13 protein-coding genes and 1 pseudogene are annotated in these 17,632 nt (G+C 64.8%); 4 read left to right on the top strand and 10 right to left on the bottom strand.

Going from position 1 to position 17,632, the window contains the following annotated elements; genetic code table 11:
* Positions 1–4: 4 nt before the first annotated feature.
* The 4 genes from RA25_RS17445 to RA25_RS17430 all read right to left on the bottom strand — a co-directional run bounded on the left by RA25_RS17445 (position 5) and on the right by RA25_RS17430 (position 4,907).
* Entirely contained in the window at positions 5–637 is a 633-nt protein-coding gene (locus tag RA25_RS17445; RefSeq protein ID WP_039174103.1) for a TRAP transporter small permease subunit, read from the bottom strand.
* Positions 638–709: 72 nt separating this feature from the next.
* On the bottom strand, positions 710–1,720 hold the full coding sequence (locus RA25_RS17440; RefSeq protein ID WP_039174102.1) for a C4-dicarboxylate TRAP transporter substrate-binding protein: 1,011 nt from the start codon (positions 1,718–1,720) through the stop codon (positions 710–712).
* Between the two features lie 125 nt (positions 1,721–1,845).
* Entirely contained in the window at positions 1,846–3,183 is a 1,338-nt protein-coding gene (locus tag RA25_RS17435; RefSeq protein WP_039174100.1) for a sigma-54-dependent transcriptional regulator, read from the bottom strand.
* On the bottom strand, positions 3,180–4,907 hold the full coding sequence (locus tag RA25_RS17430; RefSeq protein ID WP_039174098.1) for a sensor histidine kinase: 1,728 nt from the start codon (positions 4,905–4,907) through the stop codon (positions 3,180–3,182). The genes RA25_RS17435 and RA25_RS17430 overlap by 4 nt, the downstream gene beginning before the upstream one ends.
* A 296-nt stretch (positions 4,908–5,203) precedes the next feature.
* On the opposite strand from RA25_RS17430, the gene RA25_RS17425 reads away from it, so the two are divergent.
* From RA25_RS17425 to RA25_RS17415, 3 genes are all read left to right on the top strand, one after another.
* Positions 5,204–6,712 carry an FMN-binding glutamate synthase family protein gene (locus RA25_RS17425; protein WP_039174096.1) on the top strand — a complete coding sequence of 503 codons (1,509 nt, stop codon included), beginning with the start codon at positions 5,204–5,206 and terminating at the stop codon, positions 6,710–6,712.
* 32 nt (positions 6,713–6,744) lie between these two features.
* The gene (locus tag RA25_RS17420; protein WP_039174094.1) at positions 6,745–8,406 is read left to right on the top strand and encodes an acetolactate synthase large subunit; all 1,662 of its coding nucleotides are present in this window, start codon (positions 6,745–6,747) and stop codon (positions 8,404–8,406) included.
* Positions 8,407–8,501: 95 nt separating this feature from the next.
* Positions 8,502–8,846: a RidA family protein gene (locus tag RA25_RS17415; protein ID WP_039148384.1), complete on the top strand. Its 345-nt coding sequence runs from the start codon at positions 8,502–8,504 to the stop codon at positions 8,844–8,846.
* A gap of 75 nt (positions 8,847–8,921) precedes the next feature.
* Here the strand turns inward: RA25_RS17415 and RA25_RS17410 are convergent, their stop codons facing one another.
* The 4 genes and pseudogenes from RA25_RS17410 to RA25_RS17395 form a co-directional block, all read right to left on the bottom strand.
* Positions 8,922–10,613: a BCCT family transporter gene (locus tag RA25_RS17410; RefSeq protein WP_019297426.1), complete on the bottom strand. Its 1,692-nt coding sequence runs from the start codon at positions 10,611–10,613 to the stop codon at positions 8,922–8,924.
* A gap of 230 nt (positions 10,614–10,843) precedes the next feature.
* Positions 10,844–12,175 (bottom strand): annotated as a pseudogene (locus tag RA25_RS17405) (carnitine 3-dehydrogenase); the annotation flags it as partial.
* Between the two features lie 165 nt (positions 12,176–12,340).
* Entirely contained in the window at positions 12,341–13,258 is a 918-nt protein-coding gene (locus RA25_RS17400; RefSeq protein ID WP_019294380.1) for a 3-keto-5-aminohexanoate cleavage protein, read from the bottom strand.
* Positions 13,259–13,276: 18 nt separating this feature from the next.
* Positions 13,277–15,223 (bottom strand): acetoacetate--CoA ligase, encoded by a 1,947-nt coding sequence (locus RA25_RS17395; RefSeq protein WP_039174092.1) that lies wholly within the window; start codon positions 15,221–15,223, stop codon positions 13,277–13,279.
* 128 nt (positions 15,224–15,351) lie between these two features.
* Here RA25_RS17395 and RA25_RS17390 point away from each other — a divergent pair, with 128 nt between their 5' ends.
* A complete protein-coding gene (locus tag RA25_RS17390) occupies positions 15,352–16,326 on the top strand; it encodes a GlxA family transcriptional regulator (protein ID WP_039174090.1) in 975 nt (324 codons plus the stop codon).
* A gap of 156 nt (positions 16,327–16,482) precedes the next feature.
* Here the strand turns inward: RA25_RS17390 and RA25_RS17385 are convergent, their stop codons facing one another.
* Entirely contained in the window at positions 16,483–17,253 is a 771-nt protein-coding gene (locus RA25_RS17385) for a complex I NDUFA9 subunit family protein (RefSeq protein ID WP_241477438.1), read from the bottom strand.
* Between the two features lie 81 nt (positions 17,254–17,334).
* The gene (locus RA25_RS17380; RefSeq protein WP_039174089.1) at positions 17,335–17,541 is read right to left on the bottom strand and encodes a dodecin; all 207 of its coding nucleotides are present in this window, start codon (positions 17,539–17,541) and stop codon (positions 17,335–17,337) included.
* Between the last annotated feature and the right edge of the window lie 91 nt (positions 17,542–17,632).

Genomic DNA, 17,632 nt, shown 5'->3' with positions numbered 1-17,632 from the left:
TTCCTCAGCTGTCGTGGCCGGAGACGTGATCCGCCTCCATCGCCGCCTGGGTGGCGGCATCGGCAATCATCGGGACGGCAACGGGCCTGTCCGTGCCGCTGCGCAAAGCACGGCCATAGGCCCAGAGCTGCAGTGAAAGGCGCAGGCACAGCACGCTGAACGCTACCGGCGCCAGCAGTTTCGCAGGCCAGAGCGGCAGCGAGATATCCATCGAGCTATCAGCGCTCCACCACGGCGCGGCAAAGTCGAAACTGCGCTGAAAATGCGCCCAGCTGCCCCAGACCATCAGAAGCATCAGGACCAGCACGGCGGCGGTGGTCAGCAACTCGGCCAGATACAGCGCCCGGCCTTTGAGGGCGCCCACCAGCATGTCCATGCGGATATGGCCGCCGTCGCGCTGGGTGAACGAAATGCCCATGAAGGCAATCAGCGGCATCGCCTGCTCGATCCAGTCCACGTAACCCGGCAGCGGGCTGTTGAACAAATTGCGCCCGCCGACGGAGCCAACGGCAAGCAGCATCAGGGAAAACACCGCCAGGCCGCTGAGCAGGGCAAGGGGCTTTTCCAAACGGTAGAGTTTCTGGTCAAGCGCGCTGAGACGGCTGCCGTCTGTCAGCACGAGGGATGAGCCGGCCATGGCGGGACTCCATCAGTTTTTCAGGAAAAAAGGCAGTGGCCCCGCAGCACGCGGCTGCGGGGCGCGGCAGGGTCAGCTGCCTTCGGCGATCAGGCCTGTCACCAGATCGTAAAGTTCCTGCGCAGGCAGGCCGCGGGCGGCGTTTTCCTCAATCCACGCCTTGGCCGCCGGTGCCGCGGCGGCCTCCTTGAATGCAGCGATTTCCGCATCCGGGAAGGTCACCAGCTCAATCCGGGCGGCATCTAGCGCGGGCTCCCAGGTGTCCAGAGAGTTGAACTTGTAGAAATCAACGTAATGGGCCAGCGCCTCATCTACTGAGTCCAGCAGCGCCGCGCGATGTTCATCGGACAGGCTGTCCAGTGCATCGGTATTCACCACCACCGGGCAGTTCACCGTGCCGGGGTTCAGGTTGGTGGTCCACCAGGTGCCGTTTTCGATGGTGCCAAAGGACATATGCGCGTGCGGTGCAAAGGCCACCGCCTTGACGATGCCGCTGTCCATTGCCTGGCGCACCTCGGTGGCCGACATCGAGGTGGGCACCGCGCCGACCGCTTCCATCGCCTTGCCGATACCGCCGGTTGCGCGCACGGTCAGCCCTTCAAAGTCCTTCAGCGTGCCGGGCACATCGCCTGTGCCGACCAGATTGTATTGCGGCAGCGGCGAAGGCATCAGCAGGGTTGCGTTCCAGCGGGCCAGATCCTTTTGCACTGCGGGGTGCTGGTAGACCGCTTGCGAGACGGCGATTTCCTGCTCCAGCGATGTCACCCCCAGGAACGGCAGCTCCAGCACGGTGATGGTCGGGTTCTTATCGCGGTGGTAGCCGGCGCAGAACTGGGCCATTTCAAAGGCGCCGATGGAGATGCCATCGAGGTTTTCCTTGTTCTTCGAAAGCCCGCCATAGCTGATGTTCAGGGTGAACTCGCCCCCGGTCTTTTCGCTGACCAGATCGGCCAGTTTCTCGACGTGCTCGGTAAAGGCCCGGCGCTTGCCCCACAAGGAGACGTTCCATTCGGTGGCCAGGGCTTCGGTGCCAAAGGCGGCGGTGAGGGCGGCCAGTGCGGCCCCCTTGAGATAAGTGCGCATCAGTGCTCCTCCCAGAAACATGCGGATATGATTGGGGGAGTATCCGGGACGGCGGGCCGCCTGCCTATGAAGGAAACCGCGCGGCATTTGCGGGCCGCCCTGCGGATTTCCGCAAGGTGCACGGGCTACAGAAGGGCGTCCTTGTCGAGGCCCAGTTTGACAATCTTTTCGTTCAGCGTGCGGCGGCCGATCCCCAGCGCCTCAGCCGCTGCATCCATGCGGCCCTCGTGGGCTTTCACCGCCTTGCCGATCAGTTCGCGCTCAAACGCGGCTACCGCCTCGCGCAGGGTGTCCGGCACATCGTCCGGGGGCTGGTCCATGCGGATGGCTTCAGCCATGGTGCCGCCGCCGCGGCGCGCCGCCAGCACCCGGCGCTCGCACACGCTGCGCAGCTCGCGCACATTCCCCGGCCAGCCATGTGCCAGCAGCGCCGTCAAGTCGTCCTGGGAAATGTCCGGTACGGCGGTTTCGTAAAGCTGCGCAAACTGCGCCAGAAAATGCGCCGCCAGCAGCATCAGGTCATCGCGGCGCTGGCGCAGCGGCGGCAGGGTCAGCACCATGGTATTCAGGCGGAACAGCAGATCCTTGCGCAGGCGGTTCTCCTGCACGGCCAATTCAACGTCCTCATTGGTGGCAGATACCACGCGGAAGCTGACCGGCACCGGCAGCTGGCCGCCTGCGGGCAGGATCTGCTTATCCTCGATCACCCGCAGCAGCTTGGCCTGCACTTCCAGCGGACAGGAACAGACCTCATCCAGAAACAGCGTGCCGCCCGAGGCCGCCAGCAGCCGCCCGCCGGAACCATCCCCGGTGCCGAACATTTCCGCTTCAAAGGTGGCGGGCGACAGGGCGGCGCAGTTCAGCGCCAGAAACGGCGCATCGGCGTTTGGCCCCAGATCATGCAGCGCGCGGGCAACCAGCTCCTTGCCGGTGCCGGTCTCGCCCTCGATCAAAACCGTGGTGCCGGTCTCCGCAAGATCCAGGATATCCTGCCGCAGCTGCACCACCGGCGCCGACTGCCCCAGCAGCACCCGGTCCAGCCCGGACAGTGCAAACAGCCGCGCCTTCAGCCGCGCGTTGCTTTGCTGCATCCGGTGCTGTTCGGCCGCGTGGCGCAGGATCGCCAGCAGACGGCGCGGCTCATAGGGCTTCTCGACAAAGCTGTAGGCGCCGTCCTGCATCGCCTTCACGGCCATCGGAATGTCGCCATGGGCGGAAATCAGCACCAGCGGCGGCGCGGCGGGATCCAGCGCGGCCAGCAGGTCCAGCCCAGACATGCCGGGCATCCGCACATCGGACAGGATGACATCGGGCTGAAACTCCGCCAGCCGCTCCTGCCCCGCCGCCGCCCGTGCCGCCGCAGTGACCTGCCAGCCCGCAGCCTCCAGCAGTTCCGCCACCGACTGGCGCATCGCCTTGTCATCATCAATGACCAGAATGCTGAAGGGCCGGGCACTGCTCATGGCTGATCTTCCTCTGCTTGCCGGACCGGAAACGCGACCCGGAACACCGCACCGCCTGCGTCCCTGTTGCGGGCCGTCATTGTGCCGCCGTGATCCTGCACGATACCGGCAGAGATCGCCAAGCCCAAGCCCATGCCCCGGCCGCTTTCGCGGGTGGTGACAAAGGGTTCCTGCAGATCAGCCAGCGTGGCTTCGCCCAGGCCATGGCCATTGTCCTTGATGTCAAACCAGGCCTCGCCCCCCTCGGCGCCGGTGCGGGCCACGATCAGCGGCGCCGCGCTGTCATCGCTGGCATCAATGGCATTGCGCAGCAGGTTGGTCATCACCTGCTCAATCCGCAGGCGGCTGCCCTGCACGCTGACCGGGCCGGGGCACAGATCCAGCCGCAGCTCTGCCCCCGCCTCCTCAAGATTGGGGGCAACCAGGGCGGCAGAGGCACGCATCGCAGCGTTCAGGTCAACCGCGGTTTGGCTCTCGGCATCCGGAGTCGCAAAGAACTTTAGCTGCCGGGTGATCCCCTCCATCCGGTCTACCAGCGCTCCGATCCTGGCTGGCAGCGCCGCGGAATTGCCCGGAGCGATCTCCGCGGCAACCAGATGGTTCCGCATGGCGGCAATCGGCTGGCCCAGCTCATGCGTCACCGATGCGGCCAGCCTGCCCAGAGCTGCCAGGCGGCTGGCGCGCTCCAGTTCATCCTGGGTGCGCTTCAGCCGCCGTTCCGCGGTGCGGCGGTCCTCGATCTCGCCCGCCAGCAGTTCGTTGGCCCGGCGCAGCTGCGCCTCTTCCTGTTCGGACCGCGCCAGCGCGGCGCTGATCCGACGCGCCCGCTGCACCTGGAACAGGATCAGTGCAAGGCCCGCGGCAAATCCAACCAGCGAGGTGACCAGCCAGCTGCGCGCCACCGCCCGGTCGCCGCTGGCAAAGTAATGCAGGGTCCAGCCGTGCGGCGGGACCGGTGCCGTCAGATGTATCTGCTCCCGCCCGGAAATCACCGCGCGCGGCCCCTCGCCCGCCTGCCAGTCCAGCGGTTCCAGCGCCTGGCCCGGAAACTGCCGCGCCGCCTTGATACGCTGCCGCTGCCCTTCCGACAGCGGCGCCAGTACCCGGTACCGCCAGCCCGGGTCTGAGGCCAGCAGCACAACCCCGTCCTCATTGGCCATCAATACCTGCTCGCCAGATCCGCTCCAGCTCTGCTCCAGCGGCTGAAAGCCGATCTTGATCGCAATCACGCCCGCCAGCGTTCCATCCGGACCCCGCACTGCATCGGCGATGAAATACCCCGGCAGGCCGGTTGTGGTGCCAATGGCATAAAACCGCCCCTGCCCGCCTTGCAGCGCCTGCTGGAAATAGGGGCGGAACGCGTAGTTCTGCCCGACAAAACTGCCGGTCTGGCGGAAATTGGAGGCCGCGATGGCAACTCCGTTTGTGTCCATCAGGTAAATCGCATCCAGCCCCGCCTTGGCAGCGAAGTCTTCCAGCCGCAGGTTCAGCGTGCCGGTGTCATCACCGCCGGCGGCACCTATGACAGAGGCATCCCGCGCCAGCACATGCGTCAGATGGGAAAACCGCTCCAGCTCAGCGACAACGGAGCTTTGATAAAGCGACAGCGGCCCTTCCGCCTGCGAAACCTCTTCCGACTGGAAGTAAACGCTCGAAACCCTGAACACGCCGACCGCGACGGCAATCGTCACCACGAGGGATATCAGGAACGGGATCAGGCGCATTCCCGTCGATAGGCTGCAAAAACACGCCAAGGCAAGACATTAGTGGGCCACAGGCGCCCGCCGCTCTCAAGGCTGGACAACTTCTGCGCGCCTGCCGCACACTCCGGAAACAAGATCAATGCCAGGCGGAACCTTTCCGGGCGGCGGCACGTTGCGTCCCGGGACAGCATCCTGAACACTGCTGCTGCGGCTCCCGAGGATGTGACCGCCCCGCGGCTGCAATTTCAGCCGCAATGGCGCAGTCTTGAATTTCAAAAGCCGGGCCCAAGCCCGGCCTCAAAGGAGCGAAGGAAACCATGTCCCAGATATCCAGCACCGTCCTGGCGCTGCTCGAAATCCTGTCTTATGCCTTCATCTTCGCCCTGGGTGCGGGTCTGTTGTGGGTGATTGCGATCTACATCCACGACAAGAACCAGACCGCCAGCACCCTGCGCCGCAATTACCCGGTAATCGCCCGCTTCCGCTATTTGTTCGAGCATCTGGGCGAATTCTTCCGGCAGTATTTCTTTGCCCTCGACCGCGAGGAGATGCCGTTCAACCGCGCTGAACGCTCCTGGGTCTACCGCGCCGCCAAGAACGTGGATTCCACCGTCGCCTTCGGCTCCACCCGCGATCTGCGTCCGGCAGGCACCGTCTATTTCGCGAACGCGCCGTTCCCGGACCTGGAACACGGCACAACCCCGCCTGCCGAAGTCACCATCGGCCCCCACGCGCGCACGCCCTATACCACCTCGTCGATCTTCAACATCTCCGGCATGAGCTACGGCGCCATCTCGGTTCCGGCCGTCCGCGCCCTGTCGCGCGGCGCCAAGAAGGCCGGCATCTGGCTCAACACCGGCGAGGGCGGGCTGTCGCCCTACCACCTGGAGGGCGGCTGCGACATCGTCTTCCAAATCGGCACCGGCAAGTTCGGCGTCCGCAAGCCCGAAGGCGGCTTTGACGAGGAGAAACTCCGCGCCGTCGCCGCCCATGAAACCGTCCGCATGTTCGAGCTGAAGCTCAGCCAGGGCGCCAAGCCCGGCAAGGGCGGCATCCTGCCCGGCGCCAAGGTGACTGAGGAAATCGCGGCCATCCGCGGGCTGACGCCGGGCGAGGACGCGATCAGCCCCAACCGCCACCCCGAAGCCTCCAACGTGGGCGAACTCCTCGACATGATCGCCTATGTGCGCGAGGTCACGGGCAAGCCCGTGGGGTTCAAGGCGGTGCTCGGCGCCCACGGCTTCCTCGACGGCCTCTGCCAGGAGATCCTCTCCCGCGGCGAGGCCAGCGCCCCCGATTTCATCACCATCGACAGCGCCGACGGCGGCACCGGCGCCGCCCCGATGAGCCTGATCGACAACATGGGCATGCCCCTGCGCGAAAGCCTGCCCAAGGCGGTGGATGTGCTGACCCGCTACGGCCTGCGACAGCGCATCAAGGTCTGCGCCAGCGGCAAGCTGATCAACCCGTCAGAGGTCGCCTGGGCCTTCTGCGCCGGGGCCGATTTCGTCAATTCGGCGCGCGGCTTCATGTTTGCGCTCGGCTGCATTCAGGCGCTGCAGTGCAACAAGAACACCTGCCCCACCGGCATCACCACCCATAATCCCAAGCTGCAGTTCGGCCTCGACCCCGCCGACAAGGCGGAACGGGTCGCCTCTTATGCCAAGAACATGCTCAAGGAGGTGACCATCCTCGCCCACAGCTGCGGCGTTACTGAACCGCGGCTCTTGCGCCGCTACCACGCGCGGATCGTGCAGGACAGCGGCCGCTCGGTCTCGATGGCGGAACTTTACCCGGAACAGGCCCAGCAGCACGCCGCGCAGTAACCCGCCCCGCCAGAAAAATTAAAGGAGACTCCATGCCAGATTCTGACCGCCCCGCCACAGCTTCCGACCTTCTTGTGGCCGCGCTGGAGGCCGAAGGCGTCGAATACGTCTTTGGCGTCCCGGGTGAGGAAAACCTTGATCTGCTGGACTCCCTGCGCACCTCAAACATCAAGCTGGTGCTGACCCGGCATGAGCAGGGCGCCGGATTCATGGCGGCGACCTATGGCCGCCTCACCGGCAAGCCGGGTGTCTGCATGGCCACCCTTGGCCCCGGCGCCACCAACCTCGCCACGCCGGCGGCCTATGCCCATCTGGGGGCGATGCCGCTGATCATGATCACCGGGCAGAAACCGATCAAGAAATCCAAGCAGGGCCGGTTCCAGATCATCGACGTGGTGAACCTGTTTGATCCGGTCTGCAAGATGTCGCGTCAGATCGTGCACGGCAACACCATCCCCGCGCTGATCCGCGAGGCCTTCCGCGTGGCCGAAGAAGAACGCCCCGGCACGGTGCTGCTGGAACTGCCCGAGGATATCGCGGCGGAGGACACAGACGCCTCTGTCATTCCCCCGCACGCCCGCCATTACGCCGTGCCGGACGAGGCCGTTCTGACCGAAGCGGCTGACATGATCCGCGCCGCCAAAATGCCACTGGTGCTGATCGGCGCCGGCGCCAACCGCCGCAAGGCACGCTCGGCACTCTGTGATTTCATCGAACGGGTGCAAATCCCCTTCTTCAACACCCAGATGGGCAAGGGCGTGGTTGACGAAAGCTCGGACCTTTTCCTCGGCACCGCTGCGCTGTCAGACGGCGACTACCTGCACTGCGCCATCGAACGCGCCGATCTGATCATCAACGTGGGCCATGACGTGGTCGAAAAACCGCCCTTCTTCATGACCGAGGGCGGCACCAAAGTGATCCATGTGAACTACAAGGCGGCGCAGGTCGATCAGGTCTATTTCCCGCAAGCAGAGGTGGTGGGCGATCTGGAAGGATCCATCACCCGGTTGGGAGACATCCTCGGCGGACCGCTCGATTTCGACCGCAGCTTCTTCCAGCGTATGAAGGCGGAGACCGACAGCCATATCACTGAACTCGCCGATGATCCGCGCTTCCCGGTGATCCCGCAGCGGCTGGTCGCCGACACCCGCAAGGTGATGGCGGATTGCGATATCATCGCGCTCGACAATGGCATCTACAAGCTCTGGTATGCCCGCAACTACAAGGCCTATCACCCCAACACCGTCCTGTTGGACAACGCGCTGGCGACCATGGGCGCGGGGCTTCCTTCGGCAATGATGGCCGCACTGCTGAACCCGGACCGCCGGGTGATGGCGATCTGCGGCGACGGCGGCTTCATGATGAACAGCCAGGAACTGGAAACCGCGGTGCGGCTTGGCCTCAACCTCGTGGTCACGGTGCTGAACGACAGTTCCTACGGCATGATCCGCTGGAAACAGGCGCATGTCGGCTTTGCCGACTGGGGGCTGGAATTCAACAACCCCGATTTCGTGCAATACGCCGCCAGCTATGGCGCCACCGGCCACCGGATTGAACGGACCGAAGACCTGGCGCCAACGTTCGAGGCCGCCTTTGCCGCGGGCGGCGTGCATCTGATCGACGTGCCGGTTGATTACAGCGAAAACCAGCGGGTGCTGATTGATGAGCTGGCCGCCAAGACCTGCCTGATCTGACGGGCCTGATCCAGGTGGCCTGATCTGCCCGCCCTTTCCCCCGGCTGCCGCGGCCGCTATGACCGCGGCAGCTTACCCAAGGAAAGGCAAATCCCATGACCATCACCCGCATCGGCACCACCGCCCGCTCCAGCAAAATCGTCAAGCACAACGGCGTTGTGTACCTCAGCGGCCAGGTGTCCGAGGCCGAAACCGCCGCCGACCAGACCCGCGAGATCCTCGCCAAGGTCGACGCCCTGCTGGCAGAGGCCGGCAGCGACAAGACCCGCCTCTTGCAGACCGTGATCTGGCTCTCCGACATGTCCTATTTCGCAGAGCTGAACGAGGTCTGGAATGCCTGGGTTCCCGAGGGCCACGCCCCCGCCCGCGCCTGCGGCGAGGCCAAGCTGGCCCGCGAAATCCTGAAGGTCGAGATCATCGTCACCGCCGCCTGCGACTGACCCGCACCAGCACGAAAAAAACAGCGCCGGGCCTCACCAGCCCGGCGCTTTCCTTTTGCGGAAACCTTACGTGCCTCAGGCGTGCAGGTCCTGCTTCATACGGGTTCCGTCCGCTGCCACCGTCTCAACCGAGATCGGCGACGCCGAAGGATCGTCGTGCAGCGACTTCAGCAAACCCCAGATCATTGCGATCAGCACAAAGGAAATCGGGAAGGCCGCCGCAATCGACGCGGTCTGAAGCGCGCCGAGCCCCCCGGCCAGCAGCAGCGCCGCCGCAACCACGCCTTCGCCCAGGCCCCAGATGATGCGGAACTTCTTCGGCGGGTTGTCGTCCCCCATCGACAGCATGGTGGTGATCACCAGCGTGCCGGAGTCCGACGAGGTGATGAACCACGAGAACAACAGGAACGTCGCCAGCAGCGACATCGGCCAGCTGACCCAGCTCATGTCGCCCATCCAGCTGGTGGCGCCGATGTTGTCGATGGTCCCGAACAGCGCGCTCGGCAGGTTCCAGTCACGCACGGTCTGGATGATGCCCGCCCCGTCAGCCGAAGCAATGCCGGAGCCCATGTGCATTTCCTGCCAGATCGCATTGCCGCCGAACATGCACAGCCAGAAGAACGCGATGGTGGTGGGAACAAACATCACCCCGACCATGAATTCGCGGATGGTCCGGCCGCGCGAAATGCGGGCGATGAACACGCCGACAAACGGCGACCAGGAAATCCACCAGCCCCAGTAGAAGATCGTCCAGCCACCTTGCCAGGCCACATCCGGGCCTTCGGTTGCCGTCCAGAACCCCATCGGAACGAAGCTCGCAACATAGTCGCCAAGTGTTGTCACAAACAGGCCCATCAGCCACTGGAACGGCCCAAAGATCACAAAGGCCGCCAGCAGCACGATCGACAGCCAGATGTTCCATTCCGACAGGATGCGGATGCCCTTGCCAACGCCGGACACCGCGGAAATAGTTGCGATGACCGACACAACCGCGATCAGAACCAGCTTGGTGCCGGTGCCGGGATCAACACCGAACAGATGGTTGAGCCCCGCCGCCATCTGGCTGACGCCCAGACCGAGCGAGGTCGCGACGCCAAACACCGTGCCGAACACCGCCAGAAGGTCCACTGCGTGCCCCCACGGGCCGTAAATGCGCTCGCCGATCAGCGGATAGAGCGCCGACCGCAGGGTCAGCGGCAGCTTCTTGCGGAACCCGAAATACGCCAGGCTCAGACCAACCAGTACGTAAAACGCCCAGCCGTGGAAGCCCCAGTGGAAGAAGGTCACGCGCATCGCGTCCACCGCGCGCTGCATGTCCATTTCCGTATGGCCCGCAAGGTCCGCATGCGGGTTGTTGGGATAGCCCCAGACTGCAGAGGTGTCGAAGTAGAAGATCGGCTCGGCAACACCAAAGAACAGGATGCCGATGCCGATGCCTGCGGAGAACAGCATCGAGAACCAGCTGAAGTTGCTGAATTCGGGACGCGAGTCGTCATCGCCCAGGCGGATCTTGCCGAAACGCGAGAACATCAGCCAGAAGCAGACAAAAAGCCCGATGGAAAACAGGGTGATGTAATAGAAGCTGAGCCCGTTTTCGATCCAGCTGCGGATCGACTTGTAAAGGCCTCCGGCGAACTCGACGTTCATGACCGTAAAGATCACAAAGGCGGCAATCATGCCCTTGGCAGCAATGCTCATCCCCGGATGCAGGCCGGTAAAGAAACCGGATTTTGCCACCAGGTGGCTGTTGGAGTTTTCTTCAGACATTTGGTCCTCCCGTAGATTTCAGGTGTCTCAGCGCCGGGACCCTCCTTGCCCGGCAGGCTGATCAGAACGCCCTGACGGGATGAAGCTTTCCCCGCCGCGCTCCGGCTTGATCCTCCCCCAGCCGCCGCATCCGCAGCAGACCGCCAATCAATAAAAAACGGGCCGGATCGGGGAGGAGACCCGGCCCGCAAAAAGAAACCCGGCAGCGCGCGAGCCGCCGGGTTTCCAAGTCATCCGCGCTGTCCGACGTGGCGCCCGGCACCTTCGGGCAGCGGCAGACCCGCGTGCGCCGCAGCGAAACCTGCCAGCTTGTCCGCAACCTCCGGCGACGGCAGCGAGGTGCCGCGCGCGTTCAGGTCCATGTGCAAGAGCAGCGTTTCCACAGTTGCCGCCAGCTTGCCCTCGGGCCCAAACAGGCGGTGGAACAGATGCATCTTCTTGCCGGTCCCCTGCAGCACCTGGGTGGTCACGGTCAGCACATCGCCCTCGTGCAGCTCATCCAGGAAGCGCACGTGGTTCTCGACGGTGAAGTAGCTGCCGCCCGCGGCGATGTAGTCTGCATCCGCGCCGATCATCTCCATGAACCGGTCGGTCGCCTGGGCCGAGGCCTCGGTGTAATGCGCCTCGTTCATGTGGCCGTTGTAGTCGGTCCAGCTCTGCGGCACCGGGCGGCTTACGGTGACCGGCAGCTCCACCGCGTCCGGCACGGGCAGCGTGGCCTCATGGGTGTTGATGACACCGCCGGCACCGCTGCCGGATTTCTTCAGCGCCCGCATCATGCCGACCAGGTTGTCGTCGCGCAGACGTTCCAGCGCGCGGATCGGCATATGGCCGGATTGCGCATCGGACTGGCCCGCGATCAGGTCGACCAGCTCCTCGGTGAACTCCGGAACATCCATCAGCTTGGTCCAGGGCCATTCCAGCGCCGGGCCGAACTGCGCCATGAAATGCTTCATACCCGCCTCGCCGCCGGCAATCCGGTAGGTCTCGAACAGACCCATCTGCGCCCACCGCAGGCCAAAGCCCATACGGATCGACTCGTCCAGCTCCTCAGTGGTGCAGATGCCGTCCTTGATCAGCCACAGCCCCTCGCGCCAGACCGCTTCCAACAGACGGTCGGCGATATGCGCGTCAATCTCCTTGCGCACGGTCAGCGGGTACATCCCCACCTCGCGCAGCAGGTCTGCGGCCTGCGCGCAGGTGTCCGCATCGCCCACCAGCTCGACCAGCGGCAGCAGGTAAACCGGGTTGAACGGATGCGCCACCACGGCGCGGGCGCCTTCGGCATTCAGTTCCGAGGGCTTGAAGCCGGAGGTCGAGGAGCCGATCACCGCAGATGCCGGTGCGTGCTCCTGCAGCTGAGCGTGGATCTTGTGCTTCAGGTCCAGCCGCTCCGGCACGCTCTCCTGGATCCAGGCGGTATCTGCCACCGCCTCCGCCATGTCGGCGTGGAAGGTCAGTTCACCTTCGGCCGGCAGCGCCTTATCATACAGCGACGGCAGCGAGCGGCGGGCGTTGGCCAGCACCTCGCCGATCTTGCGCTCCGCTTCCGGGTCCGGGTCNNCCAGCCGTTCAATAGGAACCGCGCGGCCCAGCCGCCGCCGATAACCCCGCCGCCGATGATTGCTGCTGTTTTCATGATCTATCCTCTGATCGCCTTCCCTGTGCGCCCGCCGGTGCACAGGGGGTGTACAGGGGGTGCACGCGTGGCACCCCCGCATTTCGGCTTATTTCGCCACCGGCGCGCGCTTGGTCAGGCCCAGCTTCTCGCGGACCGCCTCCGGGCCGATGATCCGGGCGCCCATGCCCTCGATCACGCCGACCGCGCGCTCCACAAGCTGTGCGTTGGTGGCCAGCACGCCCTTGTCCAGGAACAGGTTGTCCTCAAGGCCCACCCGCACGTTGCCGCCCGCCAGCACCGACTGCGCCGCATAGGGCATCTGATCACGGCCCAGCGAGAACGCCGACCAGGTCCAGTCGGACGGCACATTGTTGACCATCGCCATGAAGGTGTTGAGGTCGTTCGGCGCGCCCCACGGAACACCCATGCACAGCTGCACCAGCGCGTTCGGCTCCAGAATTCCTTCTTTTACCAATTGCTTGGCAAACCACAGGTGGCCTGTGTCAAAGGCTTCGATCTCAGGTTTCACGCCCAGATCGGTCATCATCTGACCCATCGCCCGCAGCATGCCCGGTGTGTTGGTCATGACGTAATCGGCCTCGGCAAAGTTCATGGTGCCGCAGTCGAGCGTGCAGATTTCCGGCAGGCATTCGGCGATATGGGCCATCCGCTCGGTGGCGCCGATCATGTCGGTTGCCGCCTCGTTGACCGGCAGCGGCGCTTCGGTCGAGCCGAACACGATGTCGCCGCCCATGCCCGCGGTCAGGTTCAGCACCACGTCAACTTCGGAATCGCGGATGCGGTCAGTAAGCTCCCGGTAATACTCAAGTTTCCGGGACGGTGCACCGGTTTCGGGGTCGCGCACATGGCAGTGGACCACCGCCGCGCCAGCTTTGGCCGCCGCGATCGCGGATTCGGCAATCTGCTTGGGTGAGCGCGGCACATGGGGGGATTTGTCCTGGGTGCCGCCAGAGCCGGTCACGGCGGCAGTGATGAAGACGTCTCGGTTCATGGTCAGGGGCATGGTCTCGCTCCTTTGGGGTTAAGCTTGCAATTCAGGGTGATCCGCAAACAGCTCCAGCGCCTGCGGATTGGCGAGGCCGGAGAGGTTGCGGACGGGATGTTTGTTCACCACATCACGCACCGCCAGCTCGGCGGTCTTGCCGGATTTGGTGCGCGGGATGTCTGCGACGGCGATGATTTTCGCGGGCACGTGGCGTGGCGAGGCATTTCTGCGGATTTCCGTTTTGATCCGGGCGGTTAGCGCGTCGTCTAGCGCAGCACTTTCGGCAGGAACCACAAACAGCACCACCCGCACGTCGTTGTCGAAGCTCTGGCCCACGACCACCGCATCCGCGACCTCGTCTATCTTGTCGAGCTGCCGGTAGATTTCCGCCGTGCCGATCCGCACGCCGCCAGGGTTCAGCGTCGCGTCCGAACGGCCCAGCACCACATAGCCGCCATGTTCCGTGCGGATGGTGAAATCGCCCTGCCGCCAGATATCCGGGTAGGTCTCGAAATAGCTGGCGCGGTAGCGGGCATTGCCGGGGTCGTTCAGGAACCGGGTCGGCATCGACGGATGCGCATTGCGGCAGACCAGCTCCCCCGCCGTGCCCTCAACCGGTTCGCCCTGATCGTTCAGGGTTGCGACGTCCAGCCCCAGCATCGGCGCCTGAATCTCACCCTGATGCACCGGCAGCACCGGGCAGCCGCCGATGAAACAGCCCAGAATATCGGTACCGCCGCAGATCGAGGCAAGCTGCGCATCCGCTTTCCAGTCCGTGTAGACATGGTCAAAGCCCTCGGGCGACAGCGGCGATCCGGTGGACAAAACCACCCGCAGCGCTGCCAGGTCATGGCTGTCCGCAGGCCGGTTGCGGCGCTTCAGCGAGGCATCGATGTATTTGGCGGAAATGCCGAAATGGGTGACCTTCTCGGCCTCCGCCAGGTCAAACAGCCGGCGCATGCCCGGATACATCGGATTGCCGTCAAACAGCACGATCACAGCCTCGGAGGCCAGCGCCGCCACCTGCCAGTTCCACATCATCCAGTTGCAGGTGGTGTAATAGAACATCCGGTCGCCCGGGTGCAGGTCGCAGTGCAGCTGCTGCTCCACCAGCATCCGCAGGAGGGTGCCGCCGCCGGAATGCTCAATGCACTTGGGCTTGCCGGTGGTGCCGGAGGAAAACATCACATAGAGCGGATCGCGGAAGCCCATCTGACAGCAGTCCAGCGCCGGGGCGTCTGCCTGCTTGAAAGTCTCATAGGCGGTCATGCCTTTCGGCAGGTCCTGCGCCTCGCCCGCATAGGGCCAGACCACGATCTGCCGGACCGACGGCACCCGGGCGGCGACCTCTGCAATGGCGGCGCGGGTCTCAAACACCTTGCCGTTGTAGAAGTAGCCATCGGCGGCAAACATCAGCTTGGGCTCGATCTGGCCGAAGCGGTCGACCACCACATCCGGCCCGCTCTCCGGCGCGCAGGAGGACCAGACCGCCCCCAGAGAGGCCGTGGCCAGCATCGCCGCCACGGTCTGCGGCATGTTCGGCACATAGCCGGCAATGTGGTCGCCAGCGCCGATCCCGGCGTCCCGCAGGGCGGCAGCGAGCATTTCAACCTCGCGCTTCAGCTCTGCGCGGGTCCAGGCCATGCGGCGGCCATCCTCACCGATGAACACAATCGCCTCGCGCCCGTCAGCGTTCTTCAGGAATGTCTCCACGATGTTCAGCCGCGCTTCGGGGAAGAACCGGACCTGCATCGGGTCCTGATGGGGCAGCAGCGGCACCGCACCCGGATCGCCCTTCAGCCCGCAAAAGTCCCAGGCCAGCGGCCAGAAGTCCTGCGGCTGCGCAACCGACCAGGCGTGCAGTGCGGCGAAGCTGTCCAGAGCTGTGCCAGCGGCAGCAGAAGCCTGCGCCATGAAGCCGGACAGCAAAGGTTTGCGGCGCGCCGAAAGATCCGGCTGCCAGAGAAGAGGAGCGGTGGTCATGAAGGTATCAGCGGTTAGAGAGCAGGCGTCAGGTGGTCTTCGGCGGATCGTCAAGATGCTTGACTTCCTGCGTGATTAGCGCAGGAGTTGACGCAGCGCTTACACAATTTCGGTCAAATACTATACAGATGCAGACAAATCCGCCGCCAATATTCGAATTCCTGCTGTTCGAGGGGTTTTCCAACATGGTGCTGGCCAGCGCCATGGAACCGCTGCGCGATGTGCGGATGAATGCGGGCCAGGATGTTGCCGGATGGCGTGTCAGCACGCTGGACGGGGCGCCGGTGCGCAGCTCCAGCGGGCTGCAGATCACGCCGGACGGCGCATTTGACGAACGCCAGGGCAACCGCACCCTGGTGCTGGTTGCAGGCTACCATGTGCGCGAACAGGTGACGCCTGCCCTGCTGGCCAAGCTCCGGGCAGCCACGCGGGCTGCCCGGCTCGTACTGGCGCTCGATACCGCCGCCTGGCTGCTGGCTGCAGCCGGGGTGCTGGACGGGCATAGCGCGACGATCCACTGGCAGGAGCTGGACGCCTTTGCCGAGGCCTTCCCGAAGGCCGAGGTCTCCACCGCGCGGTTTGTGCGCTCTGGCCCGTTCCTGACCTGCGGCGGCGCCAGCACCGCGCTCGACATGATGCTGAGCCTCATTCAGGATCTTTACGGTTCCGCCGCCGCCTTCGGCGCCTCGACCATGTTTGTCTATGACCCGTCTCGCCAGTCGGAACTGAACCGCGGCGCCGCGCGGCTGGAGCAGCGGGGATCGCCCAAGATCCTGAAGGCCGCGAACCTGATGGCAGAGACCATCGAAACCCCGCTAAGCACGGCGGCGCTGGCCAAGCGGGTGTCGCTGTCCGAACGCACCCTGGCCCGGGCGTTCCAGCGCGAACTCGGCATGACGCCGGGAAAATACTACAAGATGCTGCGGCTCCAGCACGCCCGCTACCTGTCGGAGGAAACCCATCTCAGCCTGGAGCAGATTGCGATGCGCTGCGGGTTTTCCTCTGCCTCTTCGCTGGGACGGTCGTTCAGCGGGCATTACGGGCGGACCATCCGCGAGGCACGGGTGCAGGAGAAGCCCTGGGTCAGGAGAACCGGCGGCTGACAGGGCGGACGGGGGCAGGACCCCTTTGATCTACACCAGCCCCATCGCCACGGCGGAATGCGGCTTGATCCCCAGATCGGTGAACCCTGCAACACCTGCGCCCACGGTATTGTCGCGCCGCATCAGCGCAATCTGCGCCGGGGTGACCGGCGGTTTTTACAGCGGCGCCAACAGCGCCGCCGCAAGCCGCCACAGCGCAAAGGGCACCGGCAGCAGCAGGCGGCGGCGGCCACTGCGGGCCGCCAGCCGCCGCAGGATGTCGCGGTAAGCAAACACATCCGGCCCGCCCAGTTCATAGACTTTCCGCTGCGCCCGTGGCCCTTCCAGCACACAGGCCACCGCTTCGGCCACATCCTCGACCCAAACCGGCTGCAGCCGGGTCCGGCCGCGGCCGAACAGCGGGATCACCGGCAGGCGGGCTGCGATCTTTTGCAGATCGCCAAAGAACACGCCGCCCTGGCAGAACATCACGCTGGGCCGCAGGATCACCGCATCGGGGCAGGCATTTCGCACGGCCACCTCGCCTTCTGCCCTGGCCCGCACATAGGCTGAGGGCGAATGCAGGCTGGCACCGATCCCGGAGACGTGGATCAGCCGCTGGCCAGGTGTCTCCTGCACCAGCCGGGCAACCCTGCGGGCGCCTGCCAGGTGCACGTCCTGAAAACTCTGCTGCCGTGTCTCCGTGTAAAAGCCGATGCAGTTGACCACCCAGCCGGCGCCGCTGAGGGTGCGGGCCATGACACCCTGCTGCGCAAGATCGACCTGCACCTGCTGCACCCCGGTCTCCCATTCCTCCGGCGCTGGTGCGCCAGGGGTGCGGGTGCCTGCGCTGACGCGGCATCCCTGCTGCTGAAGACGCCGAACCACCCGGCGGCCGAGAAACCCCGTGCCGCCCAGCACAATCACGCTGCGGGGGCTGATCTGCATCTGGAAACGCTCCCCATCCGGGTCTGCGCCAACAGATAGCGCATCCGCGCCGCTGCGCCACTTGCGCCCGTCTCTGCCGGATCAGTCCAGCCGGAAGCCGATCTTCAGCCCCACCTGGTAATGGGCCACCTTGCCGTCCTCGACATGGCCGCGGATCTCCCCGACCTCGAACCAGTTGATATGGTCAATGGTCTTGGACGCGCGGGCAATCGCGCCGCTGATCGCGTCCTCGATGCTGGACTGCGAACTGCCGACCACATCCACTGTCTTGTAAACCGCGTCACTCATCACACACCTCCTCACGCTGCATCCAAAGCGGCTGCAGTATTGGTTAAGTGTGCCCCGATCAGCGCCCGCGTCCAGAGATTCCGCTGCCGCA

Origin of the sequence: Leisingera sp. ANG-S5, assembly GCF_000813925.1 — a bacterium.
In the GTDB taxonomy this organism is placed as follows: domain Bacteria; phylum Pseudomonadota; class Alphaproteobacteria; order Rhodobacterales; family Rhodobacteraceae; genus Leisingera.
Note: the sequence above shows the minus strand (reverse complement) of the source record. Positions and strands in the feature narration are given on the sequence as shown.

Coding starts and splice junctions, on each gene's coding strand:
- RA25_RS17445 (WP_039174103.1), bottom strand. CDS start 637: ATGGCCGGCTCATCCCTCGTGCTGACAGACGGCAGCCGTCTCAGCGCG.
- RA25_RS17440 (WP_039174102.1), bottom strand. CDS start 1,720: ATGCGCACTTATCTCAAGGGGGCCGCACTGGCCGCCCTCACCGCCGCC.
- RA25_RS17435 (WP_039174100.1), bottom strand. CDS start 3,183: ATGAGCAGTGCCCGGCCCTTCAGCATTCTGGTCATTGATGATGACAAG.
- RA25_RS17430 (WP_039174098.1), bottom strand. CDS start 4,907: ATGCGCCTGATCCCGTTCCTGATATCCCTCGTGGTGACGATTGCCGTC.
- RA25_RS17425 (WP_039174096.1), top strand. CDS start 5,204: ATGTCCCAGATATCCAGCACCGTCCTGGCGCTGCTCGAAATCCTGTCT.
- RA25_RS17420 (WP_039174094.1), top strand. CDS start 6,745: ATGCCAGATTCTGACCGCCCCGCCACAGCTTCCGACCTTCTTGTGGCC.
- RA25_RS17415 (WP_039148384.1), top strand. CDS start 8,502: ATGACCATCACCCGCATCGGCACCACCGCCCGCTCCAGCAAAATCGTC.
- RA25_RS17410 (WP_019297426.1), bottom strand. CDS start 10,613: ATGTCTGAAGAAAACTCCAACAGCCACCTGGTGGCAAAATCCGGTTTC.
- RA25_RS17400 (WP_019294380.1), bottom strand. CDS start 13,258: ATGCCCCTGACCATGAACCGAGACGTCTTCATCACTGCCGCCGTGACC.
- RA25_RS17395 (WP_039174092.1), bottom strand. CDS start 15,223: ATGACCACCGCTCCTCTTCTCTGGCAGCCGGATCTTTCGGCGCGCCGC.
- RA25_RS17390 (WP_039174090.1), top strand. CDS start 15,352: ATGCAGACAAATCCGCCGCCAATATTCGAATTCCTGCTGTTCGAGGGG.
- RA25_RS17385 (WP_241477438.1), bottom strand. CDS start 17,253: ATGCAGATCAGCCCCCGCAGCGTGATTGTGCTGGGCGGCACGGGGTTT.
- RA25_RS17380 (WP_039174089.1), bottom strand. CDS start 17,541: ATGAGTGACGCGGTTTACAAGACAGTGGATGTGGTCGGCAGTTCGCAG.